Origin of the sequence: Lachnoanaerobaculum sanguinis (assembly GCF_033242365.1) — a bacterium.
GTDB lineage: Bacteria > Bacillota > Clostridia > Lachnospirales > Lachnospiraceae > Lachnoanaerobaculum > Lachnoanaerobaculum sanguinis.
Window position 1 is genome coordinate 37,236 of sequence record NZ_BTHK01000009.1, and the last position, 23,527, is coordinate 60,762.

A 23,527-nucleotide genomic window follows, 5' to 3' on the forward strand; every position below is an offset into this window, starting at 1 on the left:
CTTGAAAGGGGATGAATGCATGTTATTGCATCAGAAGATAAAAGGGCTTGAAGACTTTTTTAAAAGGCAAAATGAAAGAAAACCGAAGGGAGTATATTTTTACAGAATAAATTCCTATGATGAAACAATACTTGAATTTATCAGAAAATACTATGATTTGGCCAAGAGAGAAGGGGCAATCATAGATAAAAATATAGAAAATCCCACTGCGGACAATATAGCATATTTTAATGAAATAATCGGAGATAAATATGTTCACGGTCCGGGATTTATGGCGGAGGCTTTAAAGAAATGGTTGCCGAGAATAAAAGATTATCAGAGGGCATCGATAGCCGACGGAATCTATGATACCTTGGAAGTTTTAAGGCGTCAGGGTAAAAATATAGATATCTTAAAGAATAATTTTATAAGGATAATGTGCTGGCTCTACTATAATTTTTATAATATTATGGAAAGACTCGGAAACGATGATGTACCTAAGATTATATTTTGGGGAAATGTAAATTTTTCAGAGCTGTCTACCTTAAAAATACTTTCTAATGCCGGTGCGGATATTATTCTGGTTCAACCGGGTGGTGATTCAAAGTATATGACAATAGATCCGAAATCCGAATACTCAATAGATTTGGGTATGGGAAGCGAGAGCTTCCCGGCAGGGTTTGATCTGCAGTGGCTTTTAAAGCAGCATGAGGAAGACAAAAGTAAAAGACTTTTGTACAGCAATAAAGCAAATGCAAAAGCCAATACAAATACATGGCTTAGCGGGGATCTATTTGAGGATTTAAAGAATACGAGAAGAGGTGAGAATACAAGCTTTTTCTACAATATGTTTGCAAGAATAAACGGTTGTGACAATAGAAACACCTATGTAAACAATCTGTATTTGCTGTATCAGGATTTGAAAAAAGCAAACAGAAGCATAAAGGTGATAAACAATAAAATAACAAATCCGAGTGTGGACGAGATTTCAAAAATAAAAAGGGGCAATTATGCCAATGAAAATCAGCTTATCATGGATCTGAAGAAGAATATCAATCTAAAGAGTAATACTTTTATAGATGTGGCAAGGGATGCCTTTGTGGATACCATGATAGAGACCGGCAAACTGATGAATATGGATCTCAATAAAATGATGAATAAGGGAATATATATTCTATGCTGGTTCCAAAGATATATACCGGATTTGCTTGGAAATACCGATATTCATTCACCTGCTCCCATACTTATATATTTCGGAAATGTGGAAACCGATACCGAGAGTCTGTTCTTAAATATGGTGGCAAAACTGCCGATAGATGTAATTATCTTTAATCCGGAGAAAAAGGGAGATAAACTTACCGGGGAAAGATTATATGAGGTACATTTTGAAGAGACTTTGAAAGTAAATGAGTATCCTACGGACGGAAACAATCTTTCAATGGGTACAATGGCATATAATGCGGAAAGAGATTTGGATACCATGATGTATTCGGATACCGGAATGTACAGAGATATGCAATTTTCGAAAGCAAATATTATAAAGCTTTCAACTACATATGAAGAGATTAACATTTACTGGAAGCAGGAGGCGAGGTTTAGACCGAACTTTTCAACAGTCGATGATATTGTAAATATCCCTGTAATGTTTGCCAAGATATCGGGTGTGGCAAACTCGGATACGAATACATATTTTCAAAATATTAAAGATCTTCTGACAGATACGACATTGATATATAAGAATGAAAATATTTATGACAGAAACTGCACTGTGGCAGCCGGTGTACCGTCTTTTTTTAAGAACGGAAGACTTGACAGAGAGGGCATAAAGCATTCACAAATCTACAAATACGACTATTTAAGAGCTGAGACTCAGGAGTATATTCTTGATAAATTATCGGAGCTTTTAAGAAGGAAGACTATAGCGGGAACAGGACAAAACGGTACAGAATACAAGATAATTACAATTGTTTTAGATTTACCTAAGGAAATTTTAAGATTTATACAAAGCTTTGATTTTACAAAATGTCCGCCAAAGCTTATAATAGTAAATACAACGGAAACAGTTATTTCGTTGGAAGACAGCATAATTGTTGCTTTTTTGAATCTGATAGGATTTGATATAGTATTTTTTATACCTACGGGATATGACAATGTAAATAAATACTTTAACAATCAGATAATGGAAGAGCATATAATCGGCAATTATCTTTATGATATAGCCATACCGGATTTCAATAGACTGAGGTCTGTGAAGGAAAAGAAAAAATCGTTTTTTTCAAGACTTTTTGGTTAATGAAAACTAATATTGAGCCTTTGTGACATTTTGAAACGGGGCATAGGAGGAAAGATGGGACTTGATTTTTCAAAAGCAAAAACCGTAGAAGCTGAAGCGGTGACAAGTGATGTTGCAGAGAATGAAGCATTACCTACCGTTCAAACCTTTGATATTGCAGTAGAGTCTGCAAAAATCAAGAATGAATTGGCGGATTCGGCAGAGGTTGATGCACTTGTAAGCAAGATAGAACTTGACAATCTTGACAGTATTGTTACATTTGGTGGCGAGGTTGCTACAGAGATATCAAAATCTTCAGATTTGGTACTCAACAGTATGAACATCGCTCAGATTGAAGAAACTTCAAAGATGTTGGGTGTCCTTACCAATATCATGAGCAAATTCGATATTGAAGAGATCAAACAGGAACCGGGTCTTTTTGACAAGCTGTTCGGCGGTATAAAAAAACAGCTGGATAAGATAATGACAAAATATCAGACCATGGGCGGTGAGATTGACAAGGTGTATGTGGAGCTTAAGGGCTATGAGGGTGAGATCAAAGAGACCAATAAAAAGCTCAATACCATGTTTGAATCAAATGTAAATTATTATCATGATCTTTTAAAATATATCATGGCAGGTGAGCAGGGATGTAAGGAACTGGAAGGTGCTATAGCAGAGAGAACTGCCGAGATGGAGCGTACAGGTGATAAGTCAATGCAATTTGAGCTTACAACTCTCAACAATGCACTTATGATGCTTGAGCAAAGAACACAGGACTTAAGAGTGGCTGAGAATGTGGCTATGCAGACTATTCCTATGTTAAAGACTATGGAGTTCAGTAATATAAATCTTATAAGAAAGATAAATTCGGCTTTTATTATTACATTGCCTATTTTCAAGCAGAGTCTTGCACAGGCTATTATGCTCAAACGTCAGAGATTACAGGCTGAGGCATTATCTGAGCTTGATAAAAAGACCAATGAAATGATATTAAAGAATGCCACAAATACTGTTGAGCAGGCAAAGCTTACAGCTCAGATGGCTTCGGGAAGTTCTATAAAGGTGGATACTTTGGAGAAGTCTTGGAGAACTATTGTAAACGGTATCGAAGAAACAAAGAGAATTCAGGACGATGCCAGAAGACAAAGAGTTGAAGATAAAGCTAAACTTGAAAATATTAAAAACGAATTTTATAAGAAATTCGGTGTATAATAAAGGAGGATTTTATGCCAATAAATTTATCTAAAGGACAAAAAGTAGATCTTACAAAGACAAATCCGGGACTTAAGAAAGTTATCGTAGGTCTTGGATGGGATGTAAATGCATTTGATTCAGGTGCGGACTTTGACTTGGATGCTGCGGCATTCATGGTAGATGCAAGTGGAAAATGCCCTACAGAAAAAGATTTTATTTTCTACGGCAACTTGGCTCATCCGTCAGAGAGTGTTACTCATATGGGTGATAACCTTACAGGAGAAGGTGACGGTGATGATGAGCAGATTAAGATAGATCTTTCAAAGGTGCCTGCAAATATTGAGAAGATTGCATTTACAGTTACTATATATGATGCAGATTCAAGAAGACAGAACTTCGGTCAGGTTTCAAATGCCTATATCAGAATTTTGGATGAAGTGACCGGCGCTGAAATCATCAGATATGACCTTGGTGAGGATTTCTCTATCGAAACAGCGGTAGTTGTAGGTGAGCTTTACAAGCATGCGGGCGAGTGGAAGTTCAATGCTATTGGAAGCGGATTCGGTGGCGGACTTGCCGCACTTTGCAATCATTACGGTATAGCGGTAGCTTAAGCCCTATACGCAGACATTAGGAGGATATATGTCTATCAGTTTACAAAAAGGACAAAAGGTAAGCCTGTCAAAGGAGAATGCAGGTTTAAAGAGAATAGTAGTCGGACTCGGATGGGATGAGGCTCCAAAGGGAGGCGGAGGATTTTTATCATCACTCTTTGGCAGCGGTCAAAGCCAGGAAGGCAATATAGACTGTGACGCATCAGCTTTCCTTTTACAGGGAGGCAAGATAGTAAATAAAGGTGATGTGATTTATTACGGAAACCTTCGCCACTCTTCAGGCACCGTTATGCATATGGGTGATAACCTGACAGGTGCGGGTGACGGGGACGACGAGCAGATAACTATCGATCTTGAAAATATACCTGCAGTTTATGACAGAATAGTTATTGTTGTAAATATTTATCAGGCGGTACAGAGACGTCAAGAATTTGGAATGATCAGAAATGCATTTATAAGACTTGTAGATGCTTCAACCAATAAAGAGATTCTTAAGTACAATCTTACAGAAAATTATTCAGGAATGACTGCAATGATCTTCGGTGAGGTATACAGACATAATGGCGAGTGGAAGTTCTCAGCTGTAGGACAGGGAACCACAGATCCGGGTCTTGGAGAATTGGCAAGTAGATATATGTAATTGGCAGTATAAAAATTAATACTTTAAATTATTATCTATTTGATATAAAATATCATTTGTAATAAATATTACGGGAGAGAGCATTTGCTGTCTCCCCAAAATTTTGAAAGAGGAAATTATATGAAATTTACCGGTTTGACTGAAAAGGAAGTTGAAAAGTCAAGGCAGGATCATGGCTCAAATGTAATACCTGATTCGGAACCTACCACCTTTTGGCAGGAGTTCAAGGAGACATTCAATGATCCTATGATCAGGATACTTCTTGCTATCGCAGTACTGATGATAGTGATGTTTTTCTTTGGCTATGCTGAAATTTATGAGCCGCTTGGAACTATTATTGCGGTAATAATAGTAGCCATTGTATCTGCAAAGACAGGTGTGGCAAGTGATACAAAGTATCGTGAGTTAAAGGACAACACAAAGAAGGATACTTGTAAGGTCTACAGAAACGGTCTTGTAACTGTTATAGATGTGGATGATGTGGTAGTAGGAGACTTTGTACTTTTACAATCGGGAGATAAGATACCTGCTGACGGTATTTTAATAGACGGAGATTTAAGAGTAGACAACTCAGCCCTAAACGGTGAGGCCGAGGAGTGCAAGAAAACTGCAGCAAAAGAGGGATTTGAGTTAAAAGAGGATATCACAGGTGATACATTTGTAGATGCTCATTCACTCTTTAGAGGTGCTGTAGTATTTGACGGAGAAGGTGTTTTAGAAGTTAAGAGAGTCGGACTTAAGTCAATGATGGGTAAGATGGCTCTTGAAATGAACGAAGACGATCCTGATTCACCACTTAAGGTAAAGCTTGGAAAGCTTGCGAATCAGATATCAATTTTCGGATATGTGGGTGCTACAGTAATAGCGATACTTTACTTTGCTTATTTTATAGTAAGAGCGGGGGGATTCGGCAACTATTTTGCTCTTGGAGCACAGACAATCGTGCAGGATCTTATAAGAGCTGTTACTCTTGCAATAGTTATTATCGTATGTGCCGTTCCTGAAGGATTGCCTTTAATGATATCCTTGGTACTTATGCAAAATACCAGCAGAATGCTTGATCATAATGTACTTGTAAGAAAGGCTGAAGGTATCGAGACTGCTGGCTCACTGAATATACTTTTCAGTGATAAGACAGGAACTATTACAAAGGGAAGTCTTGAAGTAGTGGATTTCTTCCTTGCAAACGGAAACTCCATTTCCATACCGGATCTTAGCAATCACAGCAAGGTAAAAGGTCTTATAGATATCGCAATCGGTAAGAATACTCAGTCATTGTTTGATGACAGAGGTGTGGTAATAGGTGGTAATGCAACAGATCAGGCATTGATGAAATTTATAGGACATGCTACTTTTGATGCATTGCAAAATGAAAAGAGTCTGGTAGTAGGAGCACATCAGGGATTTAACTCAACAAATAAATTCAGCCAGGCAAGAATAGATTCTATTGATAAGACATTCTATAAGGGTGCGCCTGAGAGACTTCTTGCAAAGGCTAAGAAGTTCTTGGATGAGAACGGAGAAGTAAAGACAATTGATAAGGCGGTTCTTGACAGAAAGATTGACGAGCTTGCAGCAAGAGCTATGAGAGTTTTGGCATTCGGATATTCGGAGAAGGCTCTTGTAGAAAATACTATAAATGATGATATAGTTATCATAGGTCTGGTAGGTATCAGAGATGATGTAAGACCTGAGGCTAAGGATGCTATAGCCGAGGTTATGGGAGCAGGTATCCAGGTAGTAATGATTACAGGTGACAGACTTGAAACAGCTATTGCTATCGCAAAAGATGCAGGTCTTATACAATCTAATTCAGACAGAGCACTTTCATCGGCAGAACTCAATGAAATGAGTGATGATGAAGTAAAGAAACTTATACCTCATATCAGAGTTATCGCAAGAGCTCTTCCTACAGATAAGTCAAGAATGGTAAGACTTTGCCAGGAGATGAACCTTGTTGTAGGTATGACGGGAGACGGAGTAAACGATTCACCTGCACTTAAGAGAGCAGATGTAGGATTTGCTATGGGTAACGGTACAGAGGCTGCCAAGGAAGCAGGTGAGATAGTAATTCTTGATGACAACTTCAGATCTATAAAGGACGCTATACTCTATGGTAGAACTATCTATCACAATATCCTTAAGTTCTGTAAGTTCCAGTTGGTTATAAATGTTACTGCGGTTATAGTAAGTGCTATCGCCCCGTTCTTCGGAGTGGAAGAGCCGCTTAAAGTAACTCACCTTCTTTTTGTAAACCTTGTAATGGACGGTCTTGGCGCAATAATGCTTGGAAATGAGCCGGCTAAAGAAAGCTACATGATGGAAAAGCCAAGAAGAAGAGATGAGAATATCATCAGCAAAAATATGGCTGTTCAAATTTTAAGTATGGGACTCTGGCTTACAGTACTCAGTTTTATATATCTTAAGGTTCCGTTCTTTGCAAATCTGTTTGACGGCAATGAGGAAGAACTTCTTACAGGATATTTTGTACTCTTTATAGCAAGTGCACTCTTTAACGGATTTAATGTAAGAGATGAAGGCTTCGGAATATTTAAGGGACTTAATGAAAATACAGGCTTCCTTAAAGTGTTCTTTGCAATCATCATAGTTCAGGCGCTTATCGTAAATGCAGGTGCCGTACCTTTTGCACCTTTCCAATTTATCGGAAAGATGTTTAGCTGTGTACCGTTTAGTATACAGGGATGGATAGTAATATTCATACTTGCATTCACAATGATACCTGTAGATATACTCAGAAAAGTTGTAATGAAAACATATAAGGATGCTTAATAAGTAATATGGGGCTGTCGCTTGCGACAGTCCTTTTTTATTGGAATATAAGTATATCCGTTATTGTATTTTAGACATATATACGGTAAAATGAGATTATTATATACAATCTAAATTCTAAAAGTTCTAAATTTCAAAAATGATCAAAGAATAATCCAACAGTAAAAATTTTTGGTATAATGAAGAACTTCTGACATTAATTTCTGCAATGACCGGTGATAACAGATTTGAAGAAACTATAAACGAATTGAAAGGGAAGGAGAAAGTTAATATGTGCGAAGTGCTGGATAGAGTAGAGGCCAGAGGATTAGAAAAAGGAATGGAAAAAGGAATGGAAAAAGGAATGGAGAAAGGTAGGGCGGTAGGAAGACAGGAAGGTGTTATAAGCATACTTGCATCTTTGGTCAATGACGGAATACTAAGTATTGATGAGGCTGCTGTCAGAGCAAATATGAGTGTTAAAGATTTTGAGGAGTTTATAAAGTGATATTTCTAAACACAATCTGTATACAATCCTTAGCGACTTTACTTTTTGTTCATTTTTTGTTAAAATTAAAATGTTGTTTTGAACAATGAAAATTGAATAAGGAGGTGCTTTTATGTCACAACTGGGAAGTATAATAATAGCGGTAATACTCTCAATAGTTGTTGTGGCGCCTCTAAGTTGGAGTTTAGCGATTGCTCATCGTAAGAAGTCATATGAAGATAAGATCGGATCAGCAGAGATTAAATCCAGAGAAATAATAGAGGAAGCCTTAAAAACAGCCGAGACAAAGAAACGTGAAGCTCTCTTGGAAGCAAAAGAAGAGTCTATAAAGACAAAAAATGAGCTTGATAGAGAGGTGAAAGAAAGAAGGGCAGAGTTAGCCCGCTATGAGAAAAGAGTACTTAGTAAAGAAGAGAACTTGGACAAGAAGCAGGATCTACTTGAAAAGAAAGAAGAGAGTGTTCTTGCAAGAGAGGAGAAGATATTGGCAAGGAGCAAGGAAGTTGAATCCCTGTATGATAAGGGAATTGCCGAGCTTGAGAAAATATCCGGACTCACAAGTGACCAGGCTAAGGAATTTTTGTTACAATCAGTTGAAGATGAAGTAAAACATGACAAGGCAAAGCTTATTAAAGAGCTTGAGAATGCCGCAAAGGATGAAGCCGAGAAAAAGGCTAAGGAATATGTGGTCACTGCAATTCAAAGATGTGCGGCAGACCATGTAGCGGAAACGACGGTTTCAGTAGTGGCTTTACCTAACGACGATATGAAGGGTAGAATCATAGGTCGTGAGGGTAGAAATATACGTACACTGGAACAGCTTACAGGAGTAGAGCTTATCATTGACGATACCCCTGAGGCGGTAGTTTTATCCTGTTTTGATCCTGTAAGAAGAGAAGTGGCCAGAGTAGCACTTGAGAAGTTGATTGTTGACGGTCGTATTCACCCTGCAAGAATTGAAGAGATGGTGGATAGGGCAAAGAAAGAAGTTGACGGTATTATGAGAGAGGAAGGCGAGAATGCGGCACTCGAAGTAGGTGTGCACGGTATACATCCTGAGCTCATAAAATTACTTGGAAGAATGAAATTTAGGACCAGTTATGGTCAGAATGCTTTAAAACATTCTATTGAAGTGGCACAATTGTCAGGACTTTTGGCAGCAGAAGTTGGAGTGGATATCAGATTGGCGAAGAGAGCCGGTTTACTACATGATATTGGAAAAGCCATCGACCATGAGGTGGAGGGTTCACATGTACAGATTGGTGTGGAGCTTTGTAAGAAGTACAAGGAACATCCGGTTGTAATCAATTCTGTAGAATCACATCATGGAGATGTTGATCCGGATTCACTTATTGCATGTTTGGTACAGGCGGCAGATACTATTTCCGCAGCAAGACCGGGTGCAAGAAGAGAAACACTGGAGACATATACTAACAGACTGAGTCAGCTTGAGGAAATCACTACATCATTTGACGGAGTTGAGAAGTCATTTGCTATCCAAGCAGGCCGTGAGGTAAGAATCATGGTATTGCCTGAGAAAGTAAGTGATGACGATATGGTTATTTTAGCCAGAAACATCTCAAAGAGGATAGAAGAAGATATGCAATATCCGGGTCAAATAAAAGTAAATGTAATCAGAGAATCAAGAGTGGCAGATGTTGCAAGATAATAATAGGGCGATAGCGGGTAGCTGTCGCCTTTTTTAGTGTAAAATTACAAATTTTGATTGTAACCTTTTGGTAAGGATTTTAAAGAAAATATCATATAATAGTAATTGACTGAAACTCTAATATAGTATTTAATAGTATGAAGAGAATAATATATAAACATATAGATATGAGTGAAAGGAAATATATGAGAAATTTTGGAAGAAAATTTGCCGTAGCGGCAATAAGCGGAATAATAAGTTTGGCGGCATCTATGACTGCATTTGCAGCATCGGGAATCAAATCTGTAAAGATAAATATAAAATCGGATGCTATTACAGTAGGTAAAGAAAGAGATATAAATGATATTACGGTAAATGTATCAGGCAGCAGCTACAGTATTGACGGCGTTGATTTTATGGATATGGGTACTACATGGGAGATTACAGATACTCCTAAGATTACAGTGCATTTGGCTGCAGACGACAATTATTACTTCAGTGTGTATAAGGCTGAAGATTTTAAAATAACAGGTGGAGAGCTTATAGAAGCAAGAAGAGAGAACAGCTCAAATGATTTATACGTAGATATTCAGTTACCGGCGTTGATAAATCAGGTATCACCTATAGAAACGGTAAATTTAAGTAATAACGGTCAGGCTGCATGGAGTATATCTCAGGGAGCTTCAGGTTATCAGGTGAAGCTTATAAGAGACAACACATCCACAGTCGGTGGAGTGCAGAGTTTTACTACAAACAGTGCAAACTTTAAGTCACTTATGACAAAGTCGGGTACATACACATTGAAGGTTAGAGCTGTAAACAGTGACGGTACAAAGAACAGTGCATGGGTATCATCAAGCACGGTAACAATAAGTCAGGCTGAGGCTGCAAACAATTACAATGAGAGTAAGAATGCTACAACACTTCAAGGCACATGGCAGAGAAATGCTACAGGTTGGTGGTATGCATTCTCTGACGGTACATATGTAACTTCATCATGGAAGCAGATAGGCGGTGAATGGTACTATTTCAATGCTGACGGATATATGCTTGTAGGCTGGCAGAATATCGGCGGCAACTGGTACTATATGGATCTTAACAGAGGAAACATGCTTTCAAATACCACAACACCTGACGGATACTTTGTAAATGAGTCAGGCGTATATGTTGCAAGATAATAAATAATATATTGTATAGAAAAAGAAACTCCGAACTGTAAGACAGTTTAGAGTTTCTTTTTAAGTTAATGTGAATTTACTTTAATATCGGCAAATCTCCTTGAAATATTTATATTCCCTTTATAACAAAGCTGAATTTCAAATTGCCTTCACCCTTTATCAGGTAATCTTCAAGAGTAGGTGCGCCCCAGGTATCATCACCTCCAATACCAATCTGTGCAAGATTTACACGAAGTACAGTCTTTGTAACAGGCGGTAATTCAAAATCATGTCTTGCCTCTTCAATCTCACTCGGAGTATAGGCAAGAGCTGAAACATTAATACAATTTCCTGCAACTATAAGGCCGCGTCCCTTCTTATCGGTAAGCTTTGCAAATCTTACATGAGATTTATTGCCGCTCTCCTGTGGTGAGAGATATTTAGCAAGCTGATTTGCTACCTTACCTTCAAAAAGGTCAATCTTTGCACCCGGTAATCTGTCTGAGTAAGTTTCCATAGGACCTGCACCATACCATGAAATATTTTCATATTCTGGCTTTAACTTAAACATTGTACCGAACTCAGGTAAATCATAGTGACCTGTTTCACTCTTATAGTCCATGTTTATCTTTATACTGCCGTCACCATAAACTTCATATTCCACAGTGAGCTCATCGGCACAAGCAGGCAGGGCATATTTATAAGTAACAGATACATAAGTATCATATTCCTTTATAACAGGTCTGAATGCAGGCCAGTAAGTACTGTCTTCACGTGGAACTTTTGTAGTGGCATACAGTGAAGCGGTTTTCCATTTGGAATACCTGAAAGGCATATTGTTGCCGAAATCATTGTCTGTAGGCGGTCTCCAGAAATTAGGTCTTGGTATAGCTTTAAGCAACTCTTTTCCTGCATATCTGTAAGAAACAAGTCCGCCGAAATTCTGAGAGAACAGAGCCTCAAAATTATCCCCCTTTATTCCGAAGTTCATAACTCCCATTGTGAGTTTATAGGGTTTATTTTCACAGAGAGGAGTATCGCAAATAACGGTATTATCAAATTTTGAGAAAAGAGCATCATATGCCTTATTACCTTCTCTTAAAACAACTTCTGTAAATGAAACTTCGCCAAGGTTATATAAGGTTTCAATATTAAAAACGGCCTTAACACCTATAACTAGCTCATCACCATATATATCAAAAAGCTTTCCGGCTTTTTCTTTTATATTTAGAGAATGCTCAGTCTTTGACAATCCTTCACCTTTCAAAGAAAAACTGTTTTCATATAAAGTCTTTCCGAATTTCTTTATATAAATAACAAATTTATAGTCATTCAAATCTCTGAAAAGATTTCTGTTATGTACATATAATAAGTCTTTGTCAAAATCTATCTTTAAATCAACAGGTCTGTAATTATATCTTACCGCCTGAATTTTAGGAGATATATCCCTGTCGCCTCCGTACACTATACCGTTTCCGCTGAAGTTATAGTCGGTAGGAGAGTCATCAAAATCTCCTCCGTAGTACTGAGTGTCATTGCCGAAAGGATCCTTACCGGTAATGCTTTGATCGATGTAGTCCCAGATAAATCCACCTTGGAAAAGCTCCTCTTCCCATGCAAGCTCGGTATAAAGCTGCATACCTCCACATGAGTTGCCCATCGCATGAGTATATTCACATTCAATAAAAGGTTTATCTCTGTGAGTTTTCAAAAATTCCTTTACATCAGCTACCTTGGCATACATTCTGCTTTCGATATCTGAGGTATCATTATAGCGACGGTCATTAAAAACTCCCTCATAGTGGACAAGTCTGCTTGAATCTTTTTTCCTGAAGAACTCGCTCATCTCATATATATCGCTACCGCCATAACTCTCATTTCCACATGACCAGATAAGAATTGAAGAGTGATTTCTGTCCCTCATATACATGGAGTTTGCTCTGTCAAGAAGTAGAGGCATCCACTCTTTTTTATCGCCCGGAACCACCATATTATAGTCTGAAACACCGCTAAGAAGACCGTCCCAGCTGCCGTGAGACTCAAGATTACATTCATCCATAAGATAGATGCCGTAGATATCACAGAGCTCATATAGTGCGGAGCAGTTTGGATAATGGCTTGTTCTTATAGCATTGATATTGTTTTCCTTCATTGTAACTATATCTTTTTTAACTTCCGCATAGCTTATTGCACGACCTGATTTGGAGCTGAAATCATGTCTGTCCACACCGGCAAACACAATTCTTTTACCGTTAACAGTCATTATATTAGCTGAATTTTTTTCAAATAATCTAATACCGATTTTCACAGAGGTTACTTCAAGTAAATTATCACCGTCATATATTTCAATATACAGAGTATAAAGATTAGGAATTTCGGCACTCCAAAGCTTCGGATTATTTATCTCAAGGAAAACGTTATTTTCACCGGAAACCTGATCCTTATCAAGCTCTGCCACAACAGTTTCATCAAAGAAGCACTTAAACTCGTTTGACTTTAAAGTCATATCAAAAGCGTCATATAATCTGAGTTTGACTTTGGCACTTTGGCTTAGAGTCAATGATATATTAAGTTTGACTTTATCAAGATTATTATTTTCAAATATCTGATTTACACCTATATCCTGTAAATGGCATTTCGGCCTTGCATATAGACAGATATCTCTAAAAATTCCTGAGAATCTGAAGAAATCCTGATCCTCAAGCCAGCTGCCTGAACACCATTTTGCAACCTGTATTGCAAGTTTGTTCTCACCCTTAACTATATATTTACTTAAATCAAACTCGGAAGGAGTAAAACTGTCCTCACAGTAGCCTATATAGTGTCCGTTTAACCATACGGCGGCCGCACTCTCAACACCTTCCATTCTTAAAACAATATCCTTGCCTGTGAAACTTTCAGGTAATGTAAAGTATTTTACATAGCTTGCAACAGGATTAAAGTCCACAGGAGACTGACCTGATTTAAGCTCCTGTCTACCGTCCCATGGGTATGCAACATTGGCATAGTGAGGTCTGTCATAGCCTTCCATTTGTATATGTGCAGGAACTCGGATATCCTCCCAGTTTCTGCAGTCAAAGCTTAAAAGTTCAAATCCGTCAGGAGTGGAATCGGGATTGATGGAGTAATCAAATTTCCATATACCTTTCAAATCATAGTATAAAGAAGACTCGCCCCGTATAAGTTCATTCCTATTTGCAAATACCTTATGATCTGAATGTGCCGGAAGTCTGTTTTCCTCAAAAACAGTGGGTTCTAAAAGGTTTTTTAAAATATCTTTATTCATTTTTACCTCTCTTAAAATTATATTTTATCAATAAAAGGTATGAAATCTTGATACAAGTTTTCACACCTTTAAAAAAGCATATTATATATTACTTTACAGCACCTGTAATTCCTTCAGCAAATTGCTTTTGGAGTACGAAGAATATGATAACTGTAGGTATACTGCAAAGAAGTACAGCAAGCATCAGTACACCGTAGTCGGTTACATAACCTTCTTTTAAGTTTGCTACAAGCATAGGCATTGTAATGGATGTTTTCTCAGTCATTATTACCTTTGGCCAAAGATATGAGTTCCATGCACCCATGAATGTAATGATGGCTGCAGAAGCATAGGTGGACTTCATAGTAGGAATAAATATTCTAAGGAATATATTAAATTCATTTAATCCGTCAAGTCTTGCAGCTTCAAGAATATCATGTGGGAATGATCTGGCACTCTGTCTAAACAGCATTATCAAAAACGGAGTGGACAATGTAGGAAGTAAAAATCCTAAAGTTGTGTTTAAAAGTCCCCATTTTGAAAACATCTGAAAGAGCGGGATCATAATGGCTACAAAAGGAACCATCATTGCCAACAAAAGTACAGCCATGATAGCATCCTTTGCCTTATCATGATAGATTTCAAAACCGTATCCGGCAAGTGAGCAAATAAATAGTGCCAATATTGTCATCATTATTGAGTATTTAAATGAGTTTATCATAGCACCTCTTACATCACTTGCTGCAAGCAGGTTTGAAAGGTTTTTAAAGAGATAGTTTCCGGGAAGGAGAGCACCTCTTATTACATCTATACTGGCATGAGTGGCACTGACTGCCATCCAGTACAGAGGGAAAATCGATATAAGTGAAACAATGGTCAAAAATACATATTTTGCAACAGTTCTTATCTTAGTCACGCTTGTCACCTACTTTCATCTGTATTGCGGCGAGTACCGCCACCAAAATCAAAATAAAGAATGACATGGCGGCTGAATAGCCGAAATTAGGTACATACTTAAACGAAGAGTTATAAATATAATGAGACATTGTTATAGTTGCATTAGCCGGACCGCCGCTTGTAAGGTTGACGGACTCGTCAAACAACTGCAATGTACCGTTTGTTGACATGATAGCAGTAAGTAAAATCATCGGCTTTAAAAGCGGGATGGTTATCTTTCTGAGTATCTGGAAATATGTTGCACCGTCAATCTTTGCGGCTTCATATATGGAATACTCTATATTTTGAAGTCCTGCAAGATAGAAAACCATATTGTAGCCTGTCCATCTCCAAAGCAGAGCGATTATAATAACAATTCTCGCCGCAAAAGGATTTGAAAGGAAATTATAGCCTGTGTGCAAAATTCCAAGATTGACAAGAGCGGTATTTATATATCCGTCAACGGCAAAGAGCGATCTGAATATAATGGCATATGATACAAGAGATGTAGCACATGGCAGGAAAATACAGGTTCTGAAAAGCCCCTTAAATCTTAAATGCTTATCATTAAGTAAAGATGCCAAAAGAAGAGCAAATAAAAGCATTATAGGTACCTGAACTATCAGGTATATAAAGGTGTTTTTCAAAGACTGCATAAAGATTGCATCAGCAAACATTCTCTTATAATTTGTCAATCCGGCAAAAGAAATTTTTGCGCCCACACCGCTTTGCATAGACAAAATTATGGCTCTTATCATAGGATAAAAACTCATAACGGCTATAAGCACGGTAGCAGGAGTCAAAAATATCCAACCTGATATATTTTGTTTTTGTGAGAGTGAAAGTTTTTTCTTATTCCCCATAAATTTCTCCTTCGATTAAACAAGGGGCAGACTTGACCATGGCCAAACCTACCCCCTGACAAAATCTTAAAATATTATTTACCCATTGCAAAATTAACAGTGTCCTGTACAGTTTTAAGCTCGCTGTCAACATCAGCGCCTGCAATGATATTTGTTGCAGCAGCAGCTACGGCATCTCTTGCTTCATAGTAGTAAACACCTGTATTGTTCTTTGGTGTCTTTGAGGCGAAGTCTGTAAGGAGTTTATAAACTTCCTGTCCGCCGAAGAACTCAACCTTCTCTGAATAAGCCGCTGTACCTCCTGCAGGTAACCATGTAGCCAATGCACCGCTTGGAAGAATGTTGTCATAAAGATCTGTGCTTCCGGCAAATGTCTTTGCAAGGAAATCAACTGCCAAATCTTTCTTCTTTGAACCTGCATTTACAGCCCAGCTTGAACCACCGTTGTTTGAATAGTTTGTCTGCTCGCCTACGCCTGCAAGTTTAGGCAGATTTGTCACAGCCCATTTTCCCGATTGATCCTTTGCAGCTCTGATAGAACCCATAATCCAACAACCGTTTATTGTTCCGGCTACAGTTTCTGTATTCATTGTGGTGATATACTGATCCCAGTCGTTTACAAGAACCATAACACCTGATTCTTTAAGCTTTTTATATGTCTCAAGAGCCTTCTTCAATGTTTCGTTTCCTACGATATTCGGGTCACCCTTGTCATCAAAAAGTGAAGCACCTGTAGACTGAAGTATGATCATTATAATGTCGGATTCATTAGCCATAGATGAAAGTAAAGGCTTTCCTGTCTTTGCAAGCACATCTTTACCGATTTCTATATATCTGTCCCAGTCGATATCTGTAAGATCGTCTACAGTATAGCCTGCCTGCTCAAGGATATCTGTTCTGTAAGCCGATATAACGGTTCCGTTATCAAAAGGAACACCGTAGTTTACATTGTTTACTGTTGAATAAGCTAACTTACCCGGTGCAAACTGTGTAAAGTCAAAAGCCTTTGTTTCAGTCAAGTTTGCAAAAACATCAGGGAATGAAATCTGATTCTTCCAGAATGCGTTATCCTGCATAAGGAAAATATCAGGCAATGTGGATAAATCACCGGCAACACCAGCAGTGTTTAGCTTTGTCTGTAAATCAGCCCATGGAGTTTCCACTACATTGAGCTTGAAATCAGGGTGATCTTTCTGATAAACTTTTGCCGCCTCATTCATTGCATTGATATTGAATGCCGGGTCCCAACACCATACTGTAAGAGTATTGTCATCTGTAGCGGTTGCCGCATTGTTTGCAGCTGCTGAATCGCCTGTGGAAGCTTCTTTGCCGCCGCCACATCCTGCAAGTAAGCCTGTGCACAATGCACCTGCCATAAGAACACTTAAAATTTTCTTTTTCACAAAAAGTCCTCCTTATCGTTACAATCAGTTGAGTCAGCTATAAAAAGTGGGCTGAAAGCCTGTAAAACTCAACCTGAATTGTCATCATTTTCAAAAATTATACAATATTGTGAAAATAATTGTCTATGGTAGTTTTATACTATTATAAAATATAAAATTGTTTATATTGTATATCAAAAAAAGTAAAAACAATAGAATAAGCTAAAACAATTAAGTAATTAAAAAATATGTATTTGATATATAGAAAAGCTCTCTGAAAATTGAAAAAACTTTCAAAGAGCTTAAGTATTTGTGATTATAGAATCTTAAGTAGACGCTTTGTCGGGTTTGGATGAAAATTCTAGCTATACTGCTTTATCAAATTGATAATATTTTCCACACCGTTTGTGGCATCCGAGTTTGACATGGCATCTATATACTTTTGTCTGTTTTTATAAAGTTCCGATATTTCCACGGCAAGTGAAATATTTGTAAGTGCCTCTTCATCTATGACTTTAGAATAACCGGCATTTTCAAAAGATTCGGCATTAAGTATCTGATCACCTCTTGAAGCGGCACCTGAGAGCGGTATCAAAAGATTCGGCTTTCTGAGTGCCAAAAGCTCGCATATTGTATTTGCACCCGCTCTTGATACGACCACATCGGCAAGAGCAAAGAAATCCTTCAGCTCCTTATCCACATATTCATATTGAAGATAACCTTCTCTTCCCACAAGTTTTTCGTCTACATTACCTTTGCCGCAGATATGTATTACATTAAACTCTTTCAATATATCATCCAGAGATTTTCTGATTGCCGTATTTACTATAACGGAGCCGAGACTTCCTCCTATGATAAGAAGAGTCGGTTTGTTGTCAAATCCTGTCAGTTTGAGAGCTTCTTCTTTGTTACCGCTTAAAAGCTCTTTCCTAATTGGAGAACCTGTAAGTACAGCCTTGTTTTTAGGAAGATACTGCAATGTTTCAGGGAAATTGGTACATATCCTTGTAGCAAACTTGGTGGCTATTTTATTTGCAAGTCCCGGTGTAATATCCGATTCATGTATAATAACCGGAATCTTTAAAAAAGCCGCAGCCATTACTACAGGAACACTGACAAAGCCACCCTTTGAAAAGACAATATCGGGTGAGTATTTTTTTATTATACTTTTTGCTTCAAAGAGTCCTTTAAGGACCTTGAAAGGATCGCTGAAGTTTTTTAAGTCAAAGTATCTTCTGAGCTTTCCGGAAGATATTCCTTCATATGGAATATTCTGAGCTTTTATAAGACCTTCTTCCATACCGTTTTTACTGCCTATATATTTGATATCAAATCCGGCTTCTTTTAATGCAGGCAAGAGAGCGATGTTCGGTGTGATATGTCCTGCGGTACCGCCACCTGTTAATATTATTTTTTTCATATTATTTCCATTCTTTATGTTATAATTAAACCTATATATTAAGTATAATTTAACAAGTATAAATATTCAAGTGAGGAGAATGTAATGATTGGTATAATCGGTGCTATGGAAGAGGAAATCTCAAAGTTAAAAGAAATTATGGAAAATAAAGAGACAAAAGTCATAGCCGGTATGGAGTTTGTACAGGGAAAGATAAGCGGAAAGTCTGTCACCGTGGTACGCTCAGGTATAGGAAAAGTGAATGCGGCGGCATGTACTCAGATACTGGCGGACAGATTCGGAGTGGGAACGGTAATAAATACCGGAATTGCCGGTTCACTGAAGAATGAGATAAATATAGGAGATATAGTGCTCTCCACAGATACCGTAATTCATGATATGAATGTTGAAGGCTTCGGATATCCGAGAGGACAGGTACCGAGAATGGATGTATTTGCATTCCCTACAGATGACGGACTTAGAAGTATCGCAAAGGAAATCTGTGAGAAAGAGCTTAAAGATATTTCAGTGTTTGAAGGAAGAGTACTCAGCGGTGATATTTTTGTATCGGATAAAGAGACAAAGGAAGATTTGAAAAAAACTTTTGGCGGATACTGTACGGAGATGGAGGGTGCTGCAATAGCACAGGTTGCATATTTGAACGGAATGAAAGCACTTATAGTGAGAGCCATATCCGATAAGGCGGATGACAGTGCAAGTATGGACTATGCCGAGTTTGAAAGAAAGGCAATAGAAAATTGTGTGAAGCTTACTACAAGATTAATAGAAACTATTGATACTTCCTACTATTGCCAATAGTATATAGTTGTTATAAAATAAAAACAATATATTGTTTTAGAACATTACGGTTATATATGACCGTAACACATTATAAATACAGAAAGGCGTGTAATATGAACAAGACAGTAAGTTTTGATTATTCAAAAGCAATGGCATTTTTGGGGGAGGATGAGCTTCAAAATTTTAAAACAACCACATTGAATGCCAGAGATACATTATTATCAAAGTCGGGAGCAGGATCAGATTTTCTTGGTTGGATCGATCTTCCTATATACTATGATAAGGAAGAGTTTGAGAGAATAAAGACTACAGCAAAGAAGATACAAAATGATTCCGATGTACTTTTGGTAGTGGGAATCGGAGGCTCATACCTTGGTGCCAGAGCCGCAATAGAGTTTTTGAGTCACAGCTTCTATAACTGCTTGGATAAATCACAGAGAAAAACACCACAGATAATATTCTGCGGAAATTCAATATCATCAAAGTATATAGCAGATTTGAAGGATGTTTTGAAAGATAAGGATTTTTCTATAAATATAATATCAAAGTCGGGAACTACAACAGAACCTGCTATCAGTTTTAGAGTATTTAAAGAACTTCTTATAGAAAAGTATGGAAGAGAAGAAGCAAATAAAAGAATTTATGCAACTACAGATAAGGCAAGGGGTGCACTTAAATCACTTGCTAACGAAGAAGGGTATGAGAGCTTCGTAGTACCTGATGATATAGGTGGAAGATTCTCGGTACTTACAGCTGTAGGCCTGCTTCCGATAGCTGTTGCGGGAATAGATATTGATGAGCTTATGGCAGGTGCCGCAGCTATGAGAGAAGAAGTAATCGGAAAGCCTTTTGAGGAAAATCCTTCACTTTTATATGCAGCAATCAGAAATATATTCCTTAGAAAAGGAAAGAATGTGGAAGTTACGGCAAATTATGAGCCGAGTCTTCACTATGTTTCTGAATGGGTAAAGCAGCTCTTTGGTGAGAGTGAGGGTAAGGACGGAAGAGGTATTTTCCCTGCTGCTGTGGATTTGACAACAGACTTACATTCTATGGGACAGTATATTCAGGACGGTGGAAGAATGTTGTTTGAAACCGTACTTGATATTGAAGAGTCACCTGTAGAGATTCTTTTAAAAGAAGAAAAGACGGATACAGACGGCATGAATTACCTGGCAGGAAAGAGTGTGGATTTTGTAAACAAGTCTGCAATGAACGGAACAATACTTGCACATACAGACGGTGACGTTCCGAATCTTAAAATAAATATACCTGATGAGAGTCCGTTCTCACTTGGAAGTTTGTTCTATTTCTATGAGTTCGCATGCGGAGTAAGCGGATATATACTCGGTGTAAATCCGTTCAATCAGCCGGGAGTTGAAAGCTATAAGAGCAATATGTTTGCACTGCTTGGAAAACCGGGATATGAAAGTCAGAGAGAAGAACTTCTAAAGAGGCTTAACTAAATATGTTCAGGCTTTGGGGCAAGATATTCACAGACAACCGTATGGAAAAAGACCATGTTGCAACAGATGGAGATTACAGTAAAGACAGAAAGACAATGGTATTTGATGCGATTAGAGAGATATGTCATGAATTTGATATAGCAGAACCTATATGGCTTTTGCCGAATATAGATGACTTTGCTTATAGAGGTAAAGTCAGATTTAATGCTGACAACTTTATAGAACAAATAGATTTTGACTATCTGGAAATACAAATAATAGAAGAATAATAAAATGGAGAGTGTATTATGGCAGAACCTATTTTAGACTATGACAGTTTTTTTGAAGGTGCAAAAAGTGCCCTGCTGGAGCTTGATACATTAAGCACGGAAGAGGAAAGGCTCAGAGCGGAAGGCGAGAGGATATCAAAAGCTATAGAAGCTGAAAAGAAAGCTGTGGAAGGCAGAATATCCGAGACCACATCTAAAAGATTAAAAGAGATAACTTCCACATATGATGCCGAGATTAAAAAGGCTGAAGATATCCGAAAATCTTTGGAGGCAAAGAAGGGTAAGGCAAAGAGTAAAAAGGTAAGCGAAAGAATTGCCGACGAAACCAAAGAACTGCACGATCATATAGCGAATACAAAATCTGAAATAAAAAGTGAGATAAAAAAAGAAAAATTGCCGGGATTTTGCGGAGGAAGATTGTATCACACATTTTATTTTCCACACAAATTCTTTGATTTTGTAAAAATAGTTTTAGCGGTACTTGTAACATTCCTTGCAATACCTATGGTGATTTATAAATTGATACCGAATCACAGAACTATATATTTACCTTTTATTTGCTTTGCGGTTATTATTTTGATAGGCGGATTGTATATTTTGATAGGAAATCTCACAAAAGCAAGACATAGAGACAGCTTACTTAGGATAAGAGCCATGAGAGATACTATCGACAATGATTTTAAGAGAATCAAGTTGATAACAAAAGAGATAAATAACGACTCGTCAGAGGAAAAGTATGATTTGGGAGCTTATGATGCCGAGATAGAAGAAGCAAAGATTAATGTACAGAGTATAAAGGATAAGAAAACTGCAGCTGTAAGCGAGTTTGAAAACAGCACAAAGAAAATTATTGCAGATGAGATAACGAATAATTCAAGAGAAAAACTTGAGAGTCTGAACAATGAACTTGAAGTCGCAAAGCAAAGTCTTGGGAATATAGCTGCAAGAAGATCTGAGATAAACTTGGACATATCCGATAAGTATGAATCATATCTTGGAAGAGACTTTTTACAGCCGTCAAAGATAGAGGCTTTACAAAAGCTTATAAATGACAAAGAGGCGTCCAATCTGATTGAGGCTATAGATCTGTACCAAAGAAGACAAAACGGATAAGAGATGATAGAAGATAAGGAAATAAAGAAGCGGGAGCTTAAAGACAGAATAATAGTAACTGCCGATCTTGATGAGAAAGATGCTCCAAGATCCAGAAGAAGACAAAATGTCAACTTTTTTGTAGAAAGGGGGAGGTTTATCCTCCTCCTGCTTGCTTTAATAACTGCTTTCACAGTTGTATTTGCATTAATAAACCGCTATAAGAGTTATGATAAATTTAAACTGAAATGGATTCATGAACTCAGTGAGGGCAGCCTTGTAGGTTATGAAAAGCTTGATAATGGTTTTTTAAAGTATTCAAAAGACGGTGCATTGTATTTAAAGCCCGGCGGAAAAGAAGTGTGGATAGAAAGCTATGAGATGTCAAATCCAAAGACTGATAATAACGGTAAATATGTGATAATATTTGATGTCGGAGGAAATGATCTTGAAAGCTATACAAAAGACGGCAGGGTGGCGACGATAGGTACCGATTTACCGATACTTAAGGCTGTCGTATCAAAAACCGGTATAATTACCATATTGGTAGAAGATTCAAATTCCACATATATATTTTTCTATAACAAGGAGGGGGAACTGCTTAACATAAGTATAAAGTCAAAGCTTGCCGGAGACGGCTTTCCTACAGATATAGCATTGTCGCCTGACGGAACCGCGCTTATGGCAACATTCCAGTACTTAAAGGGCAGCTCAATGATGGGAAGAGTCGTTTTTTATGATTTCTCGGATATCGGACAAAATATGCCGAATAGAGTCGTAGGCGGCTTTGATGAAGAGTTTGTTTCTTCAATGGTGGCAAGAGTAAGGTATTTTGATAAAATAAATTCGGTAGCAATTGCATCTGACGGACTTTATTTCTTCTCGTCAAAGAATGTTGCTTCTCCGAAGCTTATTAAGACAATAAAGGCCGAAGAAGATATTGAAGCTGTGGACTTTGAGGGAAATAAACTTTGTGTAGTATATAAAAACACATCGGAAAAATTTAATCACACATTATATATATACTCGAAAACCGGAGATGTTATCTTGAAAAAAGAGTTTTTGGGAGATTTTTCAAATCTTGATATGCAAAAAGGGTATATTTATCTGACAAAGGATGATAAGGCGATAATAATGAACACGGCAGGTGTAATAAAATACAGCGGCAGCCTTGATTCAAATATACATAAGATCGTAAAAAGAGGTTTGTTATCAGGATTTACAATACTTGGAGATAATGACTTTAGAGGAATAGTACTTAAGTAATATA

General features: G+C 37.6%; 17 protein-coding genes and 1 pseudogene. 13 read left to right on the forward strand and 5 right to left on the reverse strand.

Translation table 11 applies throughout. The annotated features are described in order from the left end of the window. The first annotated feature begins 19 nt into the window (after window positions 1-19). The 8 genes and pseudogenes from SBH76_RS07465 (at window position 20) to SBH76_RS07500 (ending at window position 10,805) form a co-directional block, all read left to right on the forward strand. The gene (locus SBH76_RS07465; protein WP_317977354.1) at window positions 20-2,272 is read left to right on the forward strand and encodes a YceG family protein; all 2,253 of its coding nucleotides are present in this window, start codon (window positions 20-22) and stop codon (window positions 2,270-2,272) included. Between the two features lie 54 nt (window positions 2,273-2,326). Beyond that, a complete protein-coding gene (locus SBH76_RS07470; protein ID WP_009662242.1) occupies window positions 2,327-3,466 on the forward strand; it encodes a toxic anion resistance protein in 1,140 nt (379 codons plus the stop codon). A gap of 14 nt (window positions 3,467-3,480) precedes the next feature. Next, the gene (locus SBH76_RS07475; RefSeq protein ID WP_290648796.1) at window positions 3,481-4,062 is read left to right on the forward strand and encodes a TerD family protein; all 582 of its coding nucleotides are present in this window, start codon (window positions 3,481-3,483) and stop codon (window positions 4,060-4,062) included. 28 nt (window positions 4,063-4,090) lie between these two features. Continuing rightward, window positions 4,091-4,702 carry a TerD family protein gene (locus SBH76_RS07480; RefSeq protein WP_317977355.1) on the forward strand — a complete coding sequence of 204 codons (612 nt, stop codon included), beginning with the start codon at window positions 4,091-4,093 and terminating at the stop codon, window positions 4,700-4,702. A gap of 120 nt (window positions 4,703-4,822) precedes the next feature. Beyond that, entirely contained in the window at window positions 4,823-7,492 is a 2,670-nt protein-coding gene (locus SBH76_RS07485; protein ID WP_317977356.1) for a calcium-translocating P-type ATPase, PMCA-type, read from the forward strand. A gap of 181 nt (window positions 7,493-7,673) precedes the next feature. Then, window positions 7,674-7,979, forward strand: a pseudogene (locus tag SBH76_RS07490) (Rpn family recombination-promoting nuclease/putative transposase); the annotation flags it as partial. Window positions 7,980-8,091: 112 nt separating this feature from the next. Next, complete coding sequence (rny, locus tag SBH76_RS07495; protein ID WP_317977357.1) at window positions 8,092-9,648, forward strand: ribonuclease Y; 1,557 nt, start codon at window positions 8,092-8,094, stop codon at window positions 9,646-9,648. Window positions 9,649-9,833: 185 nt separating this feature from the next. Beyond that, window positions 9,834-10,805: a cell wall-binding protein gene (locus tag SBH76_RS07500; protein ID WP_317977398.1), complete on the forward strand. Its 972-nt coding sequence runs from the start codon at window positions 9,834-9,836 to the stop codon at window positions 10,803-10,805. A 109-nt stretch (window positions 10,806-10,914) separates the two neighbouring features. Here the strand turns inward: SBH76_RS07500 and lacZ are convergent, their stop codons facing one another. The 5 genes from lacZ to murG form a co-directional block, all read right to left on the reverse strand. After that, window positions 10,915-14,070, reverse strand: a complete 3,156-nt coding sequence (lacZ, locus tag SBH76_RS07505; protein WP_317977358.1) for a beta-galactosidase, LacZ type — start codon at window positions 14,068-14,070, stop codon at window positions 10,915-10,917. A gap of 88 nt (window positions 14,071-14,158) precedes the next feature. Continuing rightward, a complete protein-coding gene (locus tag SBH76_RS07510) occupies window positions 14,159-14,965 on the reverse strand; it encodes a carbohydrate ABC transporter permease (protein ID WP_007594656.1) in 807 nt (268 codons plus the stop codon). Beyond that, entirely contained in the window at window positions 14,958-15,848 is an 891-nt protein-coding gene (locus SBH76_RS07515) for a carbohydrate ABC transporter permease (RefSeq protein ID WP_007594654.1), read from the reverse strand. The genes SBH76_RS07510 and SBH76_RS07515 overlap by 8 nt, the downstream gene beginning before the upstream one ends. 74 nt (window positions 15,849-15,922) lie before the next feature. Then, entirely contained in the window at window positions 15,923-17,251 is a 1,329-nt protein-coding gene (locus SBH76_RS07520; RefSeq protein ID WP_317977359.1) for an ABC transporter substrate-binding protein, read from the reverse strand. A gap of 340 nt (window positions 17,252-17,591) precedes the next feature. Next, window positions 17,592-18,650 (reverse strand): undecaprenyldiphospho-muramoylpentapeptide beta-N-acetylglucosaminyltransferase, encoded by a 1,059-nt coding sequence (gene murG, locus SBH76_RS07525; RefSeq protein WP_317977360.1) that lies wholly within the window; start codon window positions 18,648-18,650, stop codon window positions 17,592-17,594. An 84-nt stretch (window positions 18,651-18,734) separates the two neighbouring features. Here murG and SBH76_RS07530 point away from each other — a divergent pair, with 84 nt between their 5' ends. The 5 genes from SBH76_RS07530 to SBH76_RS07550 all read left to right on the forward strand — a co-directional run bounded on the left by SBH76_RS07530 (window position 18,735) and on the right by SBH76_RS07550 (window position 23,523). Next, entirely contained in the window at window positions 18,735-19,448 is a 714-nt protein-coding gene (locus SBH76_RS07530; protein ID WP_317977361.1) for a 5'-methylthioadenosine/adenosylhomocysteine nucleosidase, read from the forward strand. A gap of 95 nt (window positions 19,449-19,543) precedes the next feature. Continuing rightward, on the forward strand, window positions 19,544-20,896 hold the full coding sequence (locus SBH76_RS07535; RefSeq protein WP_317977362.1) for a glucose-6-phosphate isomerase: 1,353 nt from the start codon (window positions 19,544-19,546) through the stop codon (window positions 20,894-20,896). A gap of 2 nt (window positions 20,897-20,898) precedes the next feature. Further along, a complete protein-coding gene (locus SBH76_RS07540) occupies window positions 20,899-21,165 on the forward strand; it encodes a hypothetical protein (protein WP_007594637.1) in 267 nt (88 codons plus the stop codon). Window positions 21,166-21,183: 18 nt separating this feature from the next. Then, complete coding sequence (locus SBH76_RS07545) at window positions 21,184-22,278, forward strand: hypothetical protein (protein WP_317977363.1); 1,095 nt, start codon at window positions 21,184-21,186, stop codon at window positions 22,276-22,278. A 3-nt stretch (window positions 22,279-22,281) separates the two neighbouring features. Beyond that, window positions 22,282-23,523, forward strand: coding sequence for a DUF5711 family protein (locus SBH76_RS07550; protein ID WP_317977364.1), 1,242 nt, complete (start codon window positions 22,282-22,284; stop codon window positions 23,521-23,523). The last annotated feature ends 4 nt before the right edge of the window (window positions 23,524-23,527 follow it).

Bases quoted from the DNA above. Each gene is read 5' to 3' on its own strand.
- SBH76_RS07540 (WP_007594637.1), top strand. From the start codon at position 20,899: ATGTTCAGGCTTTGGGGCAAGATATTCACAGACAACCGTATGGAAAAA.
- SBH76_RS07530 (WP_317977361.1), top strand. From the start codon at position 18,735: ATGATTGGTATAATCGGTGCTATGGAAGAGGAAATCTCAAAGTTAAAA.
- SBH76_RS07515 (WP_007594654.1), bottom strand. From the start codon at position 15,848: ATGGGGAATAAGAAAAAACTTTCACTCTCACAAAAACAAAATATATCA.
- SBH76_RS07485 (WP_317977356.1), top strand. From the start codon at position 4,823: ATGAAATTTACCGGTTTGACTGAAAAGGAAGTTGAAAAGTCAAGGCAG.
- lacZ (WP_317977358.1), bottom strand. From the start codon at position 14,070: ATGAATAAAGATATTTTAAAAAACCTTTTAGAACCCACTGTTTTTGAG.
- SBH76_RS07550 (WP_317977364.1), top strand. From the start codon at position 22,282: ATGATAGAAGATAAGGAAATAAAGAAGCGGGAGCTTAAAGACAGAATA.
- rny (WP_317977357.1), top strand. From the start codon at position 8,092: ATGTCACAACTGGGAAGTATAATAATAGCGGTAATACTCTCAATAGTT.
- SBH76_RS07545 (WP_317977363.1), top strand. From the start codon at position 21,184: ATGGCAGAACCTATTTTAGACTATGACAGTTTTTTTGAAGGTGCAAAA.
- SBH76_RS07470 (WP_009662242.1), top strand. From the start codon at position 2,327: ATGGGACTTGATTTTTCAAAAGCAAAAACCGTAGAAGCTGAAGCGGTG.
- SBH76_RS07465 (WP_317977354.1), top strand. From the start codon at position 20: ATGTTATTGCATCAGAAGATAAAAGGGCTTGAAGACTTTTTTAAAAGG.
- SBH76_RS07475 (WP_290648796.1), top strand. From the start codon at position 3,481: ATGCCAATAAATTTATCTAAAGGACAAAAAGTAGATCTTACAAAGACA.
- SBH76_RS07480 (WP_317977355.1), top strand. From the start codon at position 4,091: ATGTCTATCAGTTTACAAAAAGGACAAAAGGTAAGCCTGTCAAAGGAG.
- murG (WP_317977360.1), bottom strand. From the start codon at position 18,650: ATGAAAAAAATAATATTAACAGGTGGCGGTACCGCAGGACATATCACA.
- SBH76_RS07535 (WP_317977362.1), top strand. From the start codon at position 19,544: ATGAACAAGACAGTAAGTTTTGATTATTCAAAAGCAATGGCATTTTTG.
- SBH76_RS07500 (WP_317977398.1), top strand. From the start codon at position 9,834: ATGAGAAATTTTGGAAGAAAATTTGCCGTAGCGGCAATAAGCGGAATA.